Annotated in this window: 12 protein-coding genes; 8 read left to right on the forward strand and 4 right to left on the reverse strand. The window is 74.7% G+C overall.

Annotated elements, in window-relative coordinates; genetic code table 11:
• The first annotated feature begins 50 nt into the window (after window positions 1–50).
• The 3 genes from ACGF07_RS28990 (at window position 51) to ACGF07_RS29000 (ending at window position 3591) form a co-directional block, all read left to right on the forward strand.
• The gene (locus ACGF07_RS28990; protein ID WP_350743385.1) at window positions 51–446 is read left to right on the forward strand and encodes a hypothetical protein; all 396 of its coding nucleotides are present in this window, start codon (window positions 51–53) and stop codon (window positions 444–446) included.
• A gap of 153 nt (window positions 447–599) precedes the next feature.
• A complete protein-coding gene (gene metK / locus ACGF07_RS28995; RefSeq protein WP_350743387.1) occupies window positions 600–1793 on the forward strand; it encodes a methionine adenosyltransferase in 1194 nt (397 codons plus the stop codon).
• A 253-nt stretch (window positions 1794–2046) separates the two neighbouring features.
• The gene (locus ACGF07_RS29000) at window positions 2047–3591 is read left to right on the forward strand and encodes an acyl-CoA carboxylase subunit beta (protein WP_392903530.1); all 1545 of its coding nucleotides are present in this window, start codon (window positions 2047–2049) and stop codon (window positions 3589–3591) included.
• Window positions 3592–3655: 64 nt separating this feature from the next.
• On the opposite strand, the gene ACGF07_RS29005 is transcribed toward ACGF07_RS29000, so the two are convergent.
• Entirely contained in the window at window positions 3656–4459 is an 804-nt protein-coding gene (locus tag ACGF07_RS29005; protein WP_350750334.1) for an AfsR/SARP family transcriptional regulator, read from the reverse strand.
• A 359-nt stretch (window positions 4460–4818) separates the two neighbouring features.
• Here ACGF07_RS29005 and ACGF07_RS29010 point away from each other — a divergent pair, with 359 nt between their 5' ends.
• From ACGF07_RS29010 to ACGF07_RS29025, 4 genes are all read left to right on the forward strand, one after another.
• Window positions 4819–4971, forward strand: a complete 153-nt coding sequence (locus ACGF07_RS29010; RefSeq protein WP_392903440.1) for a hypothetical protein — start codon at window positions 4819–4821, stop codon at window positions 4969–4971.
• Window positions 4972–4982: 11 nt separating this feature from the next.
• Window positions 4983–7316, forward strand: a complete 2334-nt coding sequence (locus tag ACGF07_RS29015; RefSeq protein ID WP_392903443.1) for a TOMM precursor leader peptide-binding protein — start codon at window positions 4983–4985, stop codon at window positions 7314–7316.
• Between the two features lie 66 nt (window positions 7317–7382).
• A complete protein-coding gene (locus ACGF07_RS29020; RefSeq protein WP_392903446.1) occupies window positions 7383–9011 on the forward strand; it encodes a SagB family peptide dehydrogenase in 1629 nt (542 codons plus the stop codon).
• A gap of 307 nt (window positions 9012–9318) precedes the next feature.
• Window positions 9319–10245 (forward strand): sensor histidine kinase, encoded by a 927-nt coding sequence (locus tag ACGF07_RS29025; RefSeq protein ID WP_392903449.1) that lies wholly within the window; start codon window positions 9319–9321, stop codon window positions 10243–10245.
• A gap of 9 nt (window positions 10246–10254) precedes the next feature.
• Here the strand turns inward: ACGF07_RS29025 and ACGF07_RS29030 are convergent, their stop codons facing one another.
• Both ACGF07_RS29030 and ACGF07_RS29035 read right to left on the reverse strand, forming a co-directional pair.
• A complete protein-coding gene (locus tag ACGF07_RS29030) occupies window positions 10255–10863 on the reverse strand; it encodes a response regulator transcription factor (RefSeq protein ID WP_350741665.1) in 609 nt (202 codons plus the stop codon).
• Window positions 10864–11043: 180 nt separating this feature from the next.
• Window positions 11044–11409, reverse strand: a complete 366-nt coding sequence (locus ACGF07_RS29035; protein WP_350741663.1) for a metalloregulator ArsR/SmtB family transcription factor — start codon at window positions 11407–11409, stop codon at window positions 11044–11046.
• 97 nt (window positions 11410–11506) lie between these two features.
• Here ACGF07_RS29035 and ACGF07_RS29040 point away from each other — a divergent pair, with 97 nt between their 5' ends.
• Window positions 11507–13600, forward strand: a complete 2094-nt coding sequence (locus ACGF07_RS29040) for a heavy metal translocating P-type ATPase (RefSeq protein ID WP_392903453.1) — start codon at window positions 11507–11509, stop codon at window positions 13598–13600.
• A gap of 28 nt (window positions 13601–13628) precedes the next feature.
• Here ACGF07_RS29040 and ACGF07_RS29045 read toward each other — a convergent pair whose 3' ends face one another.
• Window positions 13629–14003, reverse strand: a complete 375-nt coding sequence (locus tag ACGF07_RS29045) for a hypothetical protein (protein WP_392903455.1) — start codon at window positions 14001–14003, stop codon at window positions 13629–13631.
• Between the last annotated feature and the right edge of the window lie 265 nt (window positions 14004–14268).

A 14268-nucleotide genomic window follows, 5' to 3' on the forward strand; every position in this document is an offset into this window, starting at 1 on the left:
GACACCCCTTCCGCAGCAGCCCGCACCACGAGAGAGCGAGGACAACCGCAATGATCCCCGTGACCGGAGGCATCGACATCAGGGGCGACCTCGCCACGGTCGGCGCCTACCTGGGGCACGTGCCCAACCTGACCGAGTGGACCACCTTCTTCCAGGCGGTCGACGGCGAGCGGGACGGCAGGTTCCAGGTGCAGTCCGTGATGGGCCCCATCGAGACCTGGATCACCGGCACCCGGAGCACCGGCTCCCGCCGCTACGTCATCCACTCCCTGATCCGCGGCCAGGAGGAGGAGGCCGAACTCGACCTCCAGGAGCACGGCGAGCACGTCGCCGTCCGCTTCACCGTCAACCTGCCGCCCCACGTCGACGAGGACGTGGTGGTCGGGCAGCGCAACGAGATGGCCGAGGAACTCGTCCAGCTCAAGCGGCTGCTCGAAGCGAACTGACCGCCCGGCCGGTCCCCGCCGCCCCGCCGGCCGGGACCGGCCGCCGTTCACCCCGCGCCGTTCCCCCCACCCGCGCCCGTCCGCGCCACCCCGCGCCGTTCCGTCCGCCCGTCCTTCCGCCCCGTTCCAGCCGCCGACCCTTACGGAGCACCCATGGCCCGCCGCCTGTTCACCTCCGAGTCCGTGACCGAAGGCCACCCCGACAAGATCGCCGACCAGATCAGCGACGCCATCCTGGACGCGCTGCTCGCCCAGGACCCGGCCAGCAGGGTCGCGGTCGAGACGCTGATCACCACCGGTCAGGTGCACATCGCCGGGGAGGTCGCGACCTCCGGCTACGCCGACATCGCCGCGATCGTCCGGCGCACCGTCCTGGAGATCGGCTACGACAGCTCGCAGAAGGGCTTCGACGGCGCCTCCTGCGGGGTCTCCGTCTCCATCGGCTCGCAGTCCCCGGACATCGCCCAGGGCGTCGACACCGCCTACGAGTCCCGGGTCGAGGGCGCCGAGGACGAGCTCGACCGGCAGGGCGCCGGTGACCAGGGCCTGATGTTCGGCTACGCCTGCGACGACACCCCCGAGCTGATGCCGCTGCCGATCGCCCTGGCGCACCGGCTGTCCAAGCGCCTGTCCGAGGTCCGCAAGAACGGGACCATCCCCTACCTGCGGCCGGACGGCAAGACCCAGGTCACCATCGAGTACGACGGCGACCGCGCGGTGCGCCTGGACACCGTGGTGGTCTCCTCGCAGCACGCCGCCGACATCAGCCTGGAGGGGCTGCTCGTCCCCGACATCCGGGAGTACGTCGTCGAGCCCGAGCTGGCCTCGCTCGGCATCGACACCAGCGGCTACCGGCTGCTGGTCAACCCGACCGGGCGTTTCGAGGTCGGCGGCCCGATGGGCGACGCCGGCCTCACCGGTCGCAAGATCATCGTCGACACCTACGGCGGCATGGCCCGCCACGGCGGCGGCGCGTTCTCCGGCAAGGACCCGTCCAAGGTGGACCGCTCGGCCGCGTACGCGATGCGCTGGGTCGCCAAGAACATCGTCGCCGCGGGGCTGGCCCGCCGGGCGGAGGTGCAGGTCGCGTACGCGATCGGCAAGGCCGAGCCGGTCGGCCTGTTCGTGGAGACCTTCGGCACCGAGACCGTCCCGGTGCTGGGCATCCAGGAGGCCGTCACCAAGGTCTTCGACCTGCGTCCGGCCGCGATCATCCGCGACCTGGACCTGCTGCGCCCGATCTACGCCCGGACCGCCGCCTACGGCCACTTCGGCCGCGAAGCGGACGGCCTCACCTGGGAGCGCACCGACCGCGCGGCGGAGCTGCGCGCGGCCGCCGGGCTCTGAGCCCGGGGCCCGAGCCCGGGGCCCGAGCGCGGGACCCGTGGACAGCACCCCGGGCCGGGGCGCCGGGCCCGCACCGGGCCCGCACCGACGCCGAGCCGAAGTACGAGGCCGAAGTTCCGAGAGGGGAAGTACGTTGACCACCATCCAGAGCGGACTCGCCGATCGCCTCGGCACCGTCGTCGGCAGCCCCGCCCCGCCGCCCGCCCCGGTCCGGGCCCCCGTGCACCCCCGGACCGCGGCGCTCGGGCCGCAGATGCGCACCGCCGTCGAGCAGTTGGCCGCCAAGCACCGGGAGGCCCAGGACGGACCGGGCGCGGACGCCACCGAACGCCAGCACGCACGCGGCAAGTTGACCGTCCGGGAGCGGCTGGACGTGCTCTTCGACGAGGGCACCTTCGTCGAGCTGGAGCCGCTGCGCCGGCACCGCGCCTCGGGCCTCGGCCTGGAGGACCGCAAGCCGTACACCGACGGCGTGGTGGTCGGCTGGGGAGAGGTGCACGGCCGGACGGTCTTCGTGTACGCCCACGACTTCCGGATCTTCGGCGGTGCGCTGGGCGAGGCCCACGCGCAGAAGATCCACAAGATCATGGACATGGCCCTGGCGGCCGGTGCCCCGCTGGTGTCGCTGAACGACGGCGCCGGCGCCCGGATCCAGGAGGGCGTCACCGCCCTGGCCGGCTACGGCGGCATCTTCCAGCGCAACACCAGGGCCTCCGGCGTGATCCCGCAGATCTCGGTGATGCTCGGCCCGTGCGCCGGCGGCGCGGCCTACTCGCCGGCGCTGACGGACTTCGTGTTCATGGTCCGGGAGACCTCGCAGATGTTCATCACCGGTCCGGACGTCGTCCAGGCGGTGACCGGTGAGAAGGTGAGCCAGAACGGCCTGGGGGGCGCGGACGTGCACGCCGAGGTGTCCGGGGTGGCGCACTTCGCGTACGACGACGAGCGCACCTGCCTGGAGGAGGTCCGCTACCTGCTCTCGCTGCTGCCGCAGAACAACATGGAGCTGCCGCCGGTCGAGCCCACCGCGGACCCGGCCGACCGGCGCTGCGAGGAACTGCTCGACCTGGTGCCGGTCAACGGCAACCAGCCGTACGACATGCGCCGGGTGGTCGCGGCGATCGCCGACGACGGCGAGTACCTGGAGCTCCAGGAGCGCTGGGCGAACAGCGTGATCTGCGCGCTGACCAGGTTGAACGGCTCGGTCGTCGGCATCGTCGCCAACCAGCCGCAGTCGCTGGCCGGGGTGCTGGACATCCACTCCTCCGAGAAGGCCGCGCGCTTCGTCCAGATGTGCGACGCCTTCAACATCCCGCTGGTCACCATGCTGGACGTCCCCGGCTTCCTGCCGGGCGTGGACCAGGAGCACGGCGGCATCATCCGGCACGGCGCCAAGCTGCTGTACGCGTACTGCAACGCCACGGTGCCGCGGATCCAGCTGATCCTGCGCAAGGCGTACGGCGGCGCCTACATCGTGATGGACTCCCGCTCGGTCGGCGCCGACCTGTCCTTCGCGTGGCCGACCAACGAGATCGCGGTGATGGGCGCGGAGGGCGCGGTGAGCGTGATCTTCCGCCGGGAGATCGCCGGCTCCACCGACCCGGTGACGACGCGGGACCTGCTGATCCAGGAGTACCGCGAGGAGCTGATGCACCCCTACTACGCGGCCGAACGCGGCCTGGTGGACGACGTCATCGACCCGGCCGAGACCCGCCGGGTGCTGATCCGCTCGCTGTCGGTGCTCCGCTCCAAGCACGCGGAGCTGCCGCGCCGCAAGCACGGCAACCAGCCCGTCTGACGTCCGGGCCCCCGAACCGACGGCCGCTGCCGGAGCCCCCCTCTCCGGCAGCGGCCGTCGCGCGTCACAGCCGGGCGAGGTCCGGCTCGCGCTGCACGACGTCCAGTTGGGGATCGGCGTTGAGCATCGCGTGGTGCAGCCGCTGCAGCTTGGGGGAGGGCTCCAGGCCGATCGACTCGACCAGCGTGCCGTGCAGCCGCCGGTAGACGTCCAGTGCGTTGGAGGCCCGCCCGCAGCGGTAGAGGGCCAGCATGTAGTGCGCGTGCAGGTTCTGGTGCATCGGGTGGCGGGCCGTCAGCGAGGCCAACTCGCCGATCAGACTGGCGTGCCGGCCCAGGCCGAGATCGGCGCTGATCCGGTCGTCGACCGCGCACAGCCGGTTCTCCTCCAGCTGGACGGCCTCGATCGAGAGGATCTCGCCGAGCTGCAGGTCGGCCATGGCCGGCCCGCGCCACAGGTCCAGCGCGGCGCGCAGCTGGATCGCCGCGGTCGCGCAGTCCCCGGCCCGCAGCGCCGCCTGGCCGGCCTCCCGCAGCCGGTCGAACCTGGCCGCGTCGGTCTGCTCCACGGGGACGTCGAGCAGGTACCCGTTGTACTGGGTGCGCAGCAGCGTCTTGGGACAGGTGCCCTCCGGGGCCAGGCCCTTGGCGAGCATGCGGCGCAGCTGCAGGATGTACGTCTGCAGGGTGGTGGCCGCGCTGCGCGGCGGGTCGTACGACCACAGCTCGTGGAAGAGCGTCTCCACCGGCACCTTGGTGCCGGACCGGAGGGCGAGCAGGGCGAGGACCTGCCTGGGCTTCCCCGCGCTCGGCACCACCGACGTCCGTCCGAGCCTGGCGGTCAGTGGGCCAAGGATGCCGATCTCCACCGGAGTCTCCCTTCGTGCTCAGTGCTCCGTGCCGCGTGGCGAAGGCGCCGGCGTCGCGAAGGCGTCGCGTCGCGAAGTCGCAGCTCACGAAGGCCTTCGGGCCTCGCTGACCCCACAGGCGGGGATGCGCCTCGCAGCGTCTTCACCATGGCATCCGGTGGGGCCCGCACCCCAGTGCCGGCCTCACCGATCGGGGATGACTCGGGAAGGGGCCGGGGCGTGAGGATTTCACGGTCGATCGGTGAGTCCGGCACTGTCCCCGGATCCGGCCGCGAGCCCAGAATCCTGGTGCCGCTCCGGGGAGGCCCGGGACGGAGCCCACGAGAACCGACGGACCATCACGACACCTGGGGGAGAACGTGTTCGGAACTGCTCTTCTCGAATCGCTGGACCTGACCGACCTGCTCGCCCCGGCCGGGGACCAGGACCCGGACCTGACCATCGTGGACCTCGACCACCCCGCCGCCGGGCGCGCCCAGCTGTGCGTCTGCTTCTCGACCGACGGCCTGTAGGGGGTCCTCCGGTGATCCGCGGAGCCGACTCGACCGCCGCGCCCGTCCCCGTGGCGCCGGCCGCCGCCGCCGACCGCCGCCCGATCGGCTTCCGCAGCCACCTGCGGACCGAGGTGGTGCCCGGTGACGCCGCCTACCTGGTCTCCGACCAGGGCGTGACCGCCCTGCAGGGCGAGGGCATCGAACGGCTGGTGCCGCTGCTCGACGGCACCCGCGACCTCGCGGGCGTGTTGCGGGACGCCGCCCCCGGACTCCCGGACGGCCGGGCCCGGCAGCTGATCGCCCGGCTCGCGCGAGCCGGGCTGATCGGCTACCGCGACGAGCCCGCCGCCGGGCCCGAGCACCGCTCGGCCCGTGCCTACTGGGAGTTGGCGGGCCTGGACGGTGACGCCGCCCTGGCGGGGATCGGTGCGGGCGCCGCGGTGCTCGCGGTCGGCGGCGCCGACGCCGGGGAGGTGGAGCGCGCCTGCCGGGACAACGGCCTGCCGGTGACCGGTGCGGACGGCGCCGGGGCGCTGTCGGTGGTGGTCTGCGCCGACTACCTCGATCCGGCCCTGCGCGAGGTCGACGCCGCCCACCGGGCCGCCGGGCGGCCCTGGCTGGCGGTCAAGCCCGGCGGTTCCAGCCCCTGGGTCGGGCCGGTGTTCGGCGCGGCCGACGGCCCCTGCTGGACCTGCCTGGCGCACCGGCTGCGCGCCCACCGGCGCTCCGAGGTGCCGGTGCAGCGGGCGCTGGGCCTGACCGGCCCGGTGGCCCGGCCGGACACCTCGGTGCCGGCCGTCCGGGCGCTCGGCGCGCAGCTCGCCGCCCTGGAGGCCGTCAAGTGGCTGGCCGGCCACCGGCACGACGGGCAGCGGGAGATCCGGGTGCTGGACAGCCTCGGCCTGGCCGTACGGGGCCACCGGGTGGTCCGCCGCCCGCAGTGCGCGGAGTGCGGCGACCCGGGCCTGATGGCCGCCCAACTGGCCCGGCCGGTCGTCCCGGTGGCCCGTCCCAAGGCGGACGGCGCGGACTGCCACCGCGCCCGGACGCCGGAACAGGTCTACGAGCGCTACGGCCACCTGGTCAGCCCGGTGACCGGCGTGATCGCCGAGATCCGCCGGGACCCGCGCGCCCCGGTCCGGATCAACTGCTACCTGTCCGGCCGCAATCCGGTCGCCGGCGCCGGCGACCTCGCCCAACTGCGCGCCGGCCTGCGGCAGATGAGCGGCGGCAAGGGCGCGACCCCGCTGGAGGCGAAGGTCAGCGCGCTGTGCGAGGCGCTGGAGCGGCACTCCGGGGCGCTGCACGGGGACGAGACCCGGATCCGCGGCAGCTACCGGGAGCTGGCCGCGGAGGCCGTCCACCCTGACTCCTGCCAGCTGTTCGACCCGCGCCAGTACGTGGACCGGGAGCGCTGGAACGAGCGGCACTCCGTGTTCCAGCACGTGCCGGCGCCCTTCGACGAGAGCGAGCCGGTGGACTGGACGCCGGTGTGGTCCCTGGCCGACGGCCGCCGGCGCCTGCTGCCCACCGGGATGCTCTACTACAGCTGCGCGGTCGGCCCGGTCCTGCCGCCCGCCGGCAGCCGGGCGCTGCGCGCCGACTCCAACGGCAACGCGGCCGGCAGCAGCCTGGAGGACGCCATCGTGCACGGCTTCCTGGAACTCGTCGAACGGGACGCCGTCGCGCTCTGGTGGTACAACCGCACCCGGCAACCGGCCGTCCGGACGGCGGAGTTCGGCGACGTCTGGGGCCGGGACACGATGGAGCTCTACGCGGGCCTGGGCCGCGAGGTGTGGGCCCTGGACCTCACCTCGGACCTCGGCATCCCGGTCTTCGCGGTGCTCTCCCGCCGCACCGACAAGCCCGCCGAGGACATCGTCTTCGGCTTCGGCGCCCACTTCGACGCCCGGATCGCCCTGCGCCGGGCCTTGACCGAGATGGGCCAGCTGCTGCCGGCCGTCCTCGGCGCGGCCCCCGACGGCACCGGCTACGACCTGGACGACCCCGAGCTGCTCTCCTGGTGGCGCGCGGCGACGGTGCGCAACCAGCCCTACCTGCTGCCCGACCCGGCCCGGCCGGCGCGCGGACCGGCCGACTACCCGGCCGGTGCGCGCCGCGACCTCGGCGAGGAGGTCGCCGCCTGCGTGGCGACCGTCCGCGCCCACGGCCTCGACCTGCTGGTGCTGGACCAGACCAGACCCGACATCGGCCTGCCGGTGGTCAAGGTCGTCGTCCCCGGCCTGCGCCAGATGTGGGCCCGGTTCGCCCCGGGCCGCCTGTTCGACGTCCCCGTCGCCCTCGGGCGGGTGGCCCGGCCCACCCGCTACGAGGACCTCAATCCGATCCCCCTGTTCGTCTGACCGCTCCGGTCGGACCGCCCGGCGGAGCCCCCGCCCGCCGGGCCACCAGCACTGAGGAGTCACCCCATGCCGACCAGTGACGGAATCCTCGCCGCGGCCCGTGCCGCCGGCGGAGCCCGCCCCCGCGCCCTGTGGTCCCTGCGCGAGGACGTCCTGGTCGAGCCGGTCGAGCCGGACGGCTCGCTGCTGCTGAGAGCCGGCTGGGGGGACTTCCGGTTGGACCGTCCGCACCCGCTGGTGGGGGAGACCCTGCGGCGGATGGGTCTCGGGCCGATCATGCTGGAGAACGTCTTCGCCGGGGCGCTCCCGGCCGGCGGCGGCGGGGAGCCGGTGCCCGACCGCGCCGGGCAGACCGAGGTGCTGCGGGTGCTGCACCGGCTCCAGCACCTGGTGGTGCGCTCGCTCGGCCTGGAGGACGCCGCCCAGCCGCTGCTGTCGGTGGTGCCGCTGGCCAAGGAGGCCCGGTTCCACCCCGGGCCGGTCGAACCGGGCCGGCCGGTGCGGCTGTCCCGCTTCGCCTTCCTGCGCACCGAGGGCGCCGGCTTCGTGCTGGAGGCGCCCACCGCCCTGCACCGGGTCGAGCTGCACCGGCCGGAGAGCGCCCGGGTGGTGGGCATGCTCGGCCGCCCGGTGCGGCCCGCCGAGATCGTGCCGGAGTCCGGCCTGTCCGAACCGGCGGTCCTGGCGGTGCTGGCCCACCTCGCGGGCGCCGGCCTGCTGTCGGTCGCCGAGGACGGCGGGCCGGCGCCCCGGTCCTCGGTGGAGCTGATCCGGCTGTCCGCCCCGACCTTCGGCGAGGACGCCGATCCGGTGCTGGCCGCGTGGTCCGGGGTGGACCTGTTCTTCCACACCCGCAGCACCACCGGGCGCCACGACGGCCCGTTCGGCGCGACGTACCCGCTGCGCGGGCACACCGATCCCGAGCCCGCGCTGCGCCCGCTCCCGGCCGGCCGGCGCCACCCGCTGGCCCGGCCCGACCTCAAGCAGGTGCTGGCAGGGGACCCGGTGCTGACCACGGTGATCGAGGGCCGCCGTTCGATCCGCGAGTTCGGCGCCGCGCCGTTCACCGCGGAGCAGCTCGGCGAGTTCCTGCACCGCACCGTCCGGGTGCGCGGGCTGCGGCCGGCCGCGGCCGACGACCCGTCCGGCGAGCCGGTCAGCGACCGCCCGTACCCCAGCGGGGACGGCGCGTACGAGCTGGAGTTCTACCCGGCGGTGCGGGACTGCGAGGGCCTGCCGGACGGGATCTACTACTACGCGCCGGGCGAGCACTGCCTGATCGCGGTGAACGAGAGCCGGGAGGAGCTCGACGAGCTGTTCGCCGAGGCCGCGGTGGGGGCCCGGCTGGCCACCCCGCCGGGCGTGGTGGTCGCCATCACCTCCCGGCACCGCCGGCTCTCCTGGAGGTTCAGCGGCCTCGCGTACGCGCTGACGCTCAAGCACGTCGGTGTGGTGACCCAGAGCATGTACCTGGTCGGGACGGCCATGGGCCTGGCGACCTGCGCGTTGCGCAGCGGCGACATCGAACTGGCCGACCGGGCGCTGCGGGTCGACTGGCGGGCCGAGAGCAGGGTCGGCGGCTTCGTCCTGGGCACGCTGCCGGAGGGCAGCCGCCCGGTCGGCGAGCAGCCGGTGGATCCGGCCGATTTCCCCGGCTGGGACGAGTGTGCGAACGAGGTGTCCTCGCGGCGATAATCGCGCCCTATACTCCCCCCAAGTCGCTTGGGGGGAGTACAGCTTGAGTGGGACCGTACGTGTGCGGAGGGGGTCGGACGGGTCCGGCGGTGCGGGGGGTCGGCCCGCCGGGGAAAACAGACCGGCCGGTTTCAACGCCCCCCCGCCGAAGCTGGCGTTGGCCATTGTGGTGATCGTGCAGCTCGGCTTCGTCGTGGTCGGCTTTCTGAACATGTCGACGAGCCATCCGACGGAAAGCCAATTCGCTGTCGCGAGCCTGACATTCACGGCCGCTTCGGCCCTGCAATTCGTCCACTGCGCGCCCCGGATGCACCGCGTCCGCGAGCGCTGCGGACGCTGGACGCTGCTCGCCCAGGCGGTGCTCACCTACCTGCCGCTGGTGTTCTTCGGCTTCGCCTGGGGCGGGATGGCGGGCTTCCTGGGCTCCTCGGTGCTGCTCCTGCTGCCCGGCCGGCGGGCCGGGGCGGCCTTCGGAGCGGTGGTGCTGCTCTCCGGGGTCAGCGGCGCGCTGCTGGGCATCGGCGTGGCCGAGGCGGTCTACCTCACCGTGGCGACGGCGCTCACCGGGCTGATCGTCTTCGGCCTGACCAGGCTGGCCCAGCTGGTCATCGAGGTGCAGCAGGCCCAGCAGGAACTGGCCCGGCTGGCCGTCACCAGGGAGCGGCTGAGGTTCGCCCGGGACCTCCACGACCTGCTCGGCTACAGCCTCTCCGCGATCACCCTGAAGAGCGAGCTGACCTGCCGGCTGGTGACGGCCAACCCGGAGCGGGCGCTCGACGAGCTCGGCGGGGTGCTGGAGATCTCCCGGCAGGCCCTGGCCGACGTGCGCGCGGTGGCCCGCGGCTACCGCGACATGTCGCTGGAGAGCGAGGCGCTCTCCGCGCGCTCCGTGCTCTCCGCCGCCGACATCGAGGCCCGCTTCGACCTGGGCGGCATCCAGCCCGCCGGCGAGGCCGACACCGTGCTCGCCACCGTGCTGCGCGAGGGCGTCACCAACCTGCTGCGGCACAGCAAGGCCGAGTGCTGCGTCGTCAAGGGCCGGGCGGAGGACGGGCGGCTGCGGCTCACCCTCTCCAACGACGGCGTCCCCGAGCGGGCAGCGCTCGGGGACGCCGACCGGCACGGCGGCGGCCTGGACAACCTGGAGGTGCGGCTCGCCGAGGTCGGCGGGCGGCTCAGCGCCGGGCCGGACGGGCGCGGGTGGTTCCACCTGGTCGCCGAGGTGCCGGCCTGACCCCTGCGGTCAGACCAGCCAGCCGGATTCCTCGGCCAGCCGGATCGCGTCGATGCGGTTGCGGGCGTTGAGCTTGGTCACGATCGTCGTCAGGTAGTTCCGGACCGTCCCGACCGACAGGTGCAGGGCCGCCGCGATCTCCGCCGCCTCGGCGCCGCCGGCGGCGGCCCGCAGCACCTCCGTCTCCCGCAGGGTCAGCGGGTTGCGGCCGCTGTCGAAGGCGTCCAGCAGCAGCTGGGGGTCGATCACCCGCCGACCCGCCGCCACCCCGCGGACCGCCTCGGCGAGTTGCGCGGGCGGCGCGTCCTTCAGCAGGAAGCCCGAGACCTGCGCCTCCAGCGCCCGGCGCAGGGTGCCGGGCCGCCCGAGGCTGGTGAGGATCAGCGACCGGCACTGCGGCAGCTCGGACTTGAGCCGGCCGGCGGCGGTCAGGCCGTCCATGCCGGGCAGGTCGATGTCGATGATCGCCACGTCGGGCCCCGTCTCCAGGGCCTTCGGCACCACCAGGTCGCCGCGCTCGGTCTCCGCGACCACCTCGAGGTCGTCCTCCAGGTCCAGCAGCGCCACCAGCGCGCCTCGGACCATGTGCATGTCCTCGGCCAGCAGAATCCGTATCACCCGGTACTCCCCCCAGAGCGGCCGGGCACGCCGCCCGGACGGACTCCGATGGTAGGGGAACCGGGCTCCGGCGGTGCCCGACACGCGCGCCGTTCCGGGGCCGCGGGCGGTGCGCGTGCGTACGGTCGCGGGGGTGCCGGGCCGGCCCGGCGGGACCGCCGGACCGGCCGGCCCACGGCGCTACTCCGGGGCGTCCAGCTCGTCGGTGAGCCCGAGCCGCAGGTGTTCGATGTGGTAGACCGCCTGGTCGAGCAGCGCCGCGACGTGGTTGTCGTAGAGCGCGTAGACCACCGAGCGGCCCTGCCGCTGCCCGACCACCAGGCCGAGGTTGCGCAGCAGCCGCAGCTGGTGGGAGCAGGCGGACTGCTCCATGCCGACCTCGGCCGCGAGTTCGGTCGCCGCGCACGGCCCCTCGCGCAGCCGGGAGAGGATCAGCAGCCGGGACGGCGTGGCCAGGGCCTGCAGCGTGGTCGCCACCCGGGCGGCGCTGGTCGCGTCCAGGCGCGTGTGCGGGACGGCGGTTGCGGGGGCGGCTCCATGACCCATGCGGCCCATAGTACAACCGACGCATGAAGGAGCGTTCATATGTTCATGTATGCTGGACGGGTCATCGGCCCCACCCTGCCCGAAGGGTCGCCTCCGCATGCCCACCACCCTGGCCGAGCGCCTCGCGCCCACCGCCGCACCACGCCCGGACACCGCCCCGCGCCGCCGCACCCGGGTGTTCGCGCTGCCCGAGGCCCGCTGGGCCGCCGCCGCGACCCTGCTCTTCCTGATCGCGCTGCCGATGCAGCTCGCCGGTGCCCCGGCGTGGACCTGGGGCCCGCTGTACGCCGCCGCCTACGCGAGCGGAGGCTGGGAGCCCGCCCTGGCCGGACTCCGGGCGCTGCGCGAGAAGACCCTCGACGTCGACCTGCTGATGGTCGTGGCCGCGCTCGGCGCCGCCGCCGTCGGCCAGGTGATGGACGGCGCACTGCTGATCGTCATCTTCGCCACCTCCGGCGCGCTGGAGGCCCTGGCCACCGCCCGGACCGCCGACTCGGTGCGCGGACTGCTCGACCTGGCGCCCGCCACCGCGACCCGGCTCCTCGAGGACGGCACCGAGGAGACCGTGCCGACCGGGGACCTGGCCGTCGGCGACACCGTCCTGGTGCGGCCGGGGGAGCGGATCGGCGCCGACGGGCGGGTGCTGGACGGCGCCGGCGAGGTCGACCAGGCCACCATCACCGGCGAACCGCTGCCCGTCGCCAAGCAGCCCGGCGACGAGGTGTTCGCCGGCACCCTCAACGGCACCGGGGCGCTGCGGGTCCGGGTCGACCGGGACGCCTCGGACTCGGTGATCGCCCGGATCGTCGCCATGGTCGAGGAGGCCTCCGAGACCAAGGCGCCGACCCAGCTGTTCATCGAGAAGGTCGAACAGCGCTACTCCATCGGCATGGTGATCGCGACCCTCGCCGTCTTCGCCGTCCCGCTCGCCTTCGGCGCCGCCCTCACCGGTTCGCTGCTGCGCGCGATGACCTTCATGATCGTCGCCTCGCCCTGCGCCGTCGTCCTCGCCACCATGCCGCCGCTGCTGTCCGCCATCGCCAACGCCGGCCGCCACGGCGTGCTGGTCAAGTCCGCCGTGGTGATGGAACGCCTCGGGCAGGTCGACGCCGTCGCCCTCGACAAGACCGGCACCCTCACCGAAGGCACCCCGCGCGTCACCGACCTCCGGCCCCTGCCCGAGTCCGGGCTCACCGAGAGCCGGCTGCTGGCCCTGGCCGCGGCCGCCGAGCACCCCAGCGAGCACCCGCTCGCCCGCGCCGTCGTCGACGCCGCCCGGTCCCGCGGGCTCGCGGTGCCGGCCGCCGAGGACTTCGCCTCCGTCCCGGGGATCGGGGTGACCGCCCGGGTGGAGGGCCGGATCGTCGCGGTCGGCACGCCGGAGCGGCTGCACGCGGGCCTCCCCCGGCCGGAGGGCGGGGAAGGCCGCGGGGGCCGGGAAGGCCGCGGGGGCGCTGGGGCCGTCACCGCCGCCGGTTCCGCCGCCGTCACCGCCGCCGCCGGGCCCGGCGGAGGGACCGTCGCGGCGATCGTCGCCGAGGTGGAGGCCCGCGGCCGCACCGCCGTCCTGGTGGAGGTCGACGGCCTGCCCGTCGGCGTGCTCGGCATCGCCGACCGGCTGCGCCCCGACGCCGCCGCGACGGTGTCCGCGCTGACCGGCCTCACCGGCCGCGCCCCGATGCTGCTCACCGGCGACAACCCGCGCGCCGCCGCCGCGGTGGCCGCCGAGGTCGGCATCGCAGAGGTCCGGGCCCGGCTGCTGCCGCAGGACAAGGTCGCCGCCGTCCGGGAGCAGGAGGCGGCCGGCCGCAGGCTGCTGGTGATCGGCGACGGCGTCAACGACGCACCGGCCCTGGCCGCCGCCCACACCGGCGTCGCGATGGGCCGGGCCGGCTCCGACCTCGCCCTGGAGACCGCCGACGCGGTCACCGTGCGCGACGAACTCGCCACCGTCCCGGCCATGGTGGCGCTCTCCCGACGGGCGAGGTCCTTCGTGGTGCAGAACCTGGTGATCGCCTCGGTGTTCATCTCGGTGCTGGTCGCCTGGGACCTCGTCGCCACCCTGCCGCTGCCGCTCGGTGTGCTGGGCCACGAGGGCTCGACCGTCATCGTGGGCCTCAACGGCCTGCGGCTGCTGCGCGAGGCGGCGTGGGTGCGGGCCCGGGGACAGGCGCGGGGCGCGCGGGCGTAGGGCCGGCGGCCGGGGCCGGCCCGTCCGGTCAGAGCGCGGTGAGGACGTCCTGGTGCGCCCCGTCGAGGACGAGGCCGTTGTCCCAGCGGACCCGGACCGTCACCCGGCGCCCGCGCTCCCGGTGCCCGACCCACTCCGGCTCCAGCGCGGCGATCTCGGCCTCCAACCGCTCCCGGCTCGCCACCGGCATGGTGTGCCCGTAGTCGTCGAACAGCGCCTTGAGCCGCTGGTACTCGCGGACCCCCGCGCTCTCCGGGAGTTCACCGTCCACCCGCTCGACGGTCCCCTCGAGCCCGGCCCCCAGCGAGAGGAACCCGACGACGGCACCGGCCTGCCCGGCGAGCGCCTCGCCGATCGCGAGGTCCTCCGCCAACCTGACGCGCCGTCCTTCCTCCAGGGCCATCCGCCCTCCACCTCTCGCTCGATCGCCGCCGCAGGCGCCGGGCGGCGCGGGCCACCGGCCATTATCCGCTGAGCCCGGCGCGGCACCGCGCGGGGCGGGGGCGGGCGGCCGCCCGGCGTGGGACGTCGGTCCGGCCGACTTCCCACTTTGGGCGCCTCTCGGGGCGGGGCCGCCGGGCCGGACAGGCGGGCACCCGGCACCGCGTTCGAGGCCCGTTCAGCGCGGACCGGCCGCAAGGCCGTCGCCGCCCGTTGTCCGAGGTGGC

Source organism: Kitasatospora sp. NPDC048194, from assembly GCF_043202455.1.
GTDB lineage: Bacteria > Actinomycetota > Actinomycetes > Streptomycetales > Streptomycetaceae > Kitasatospora.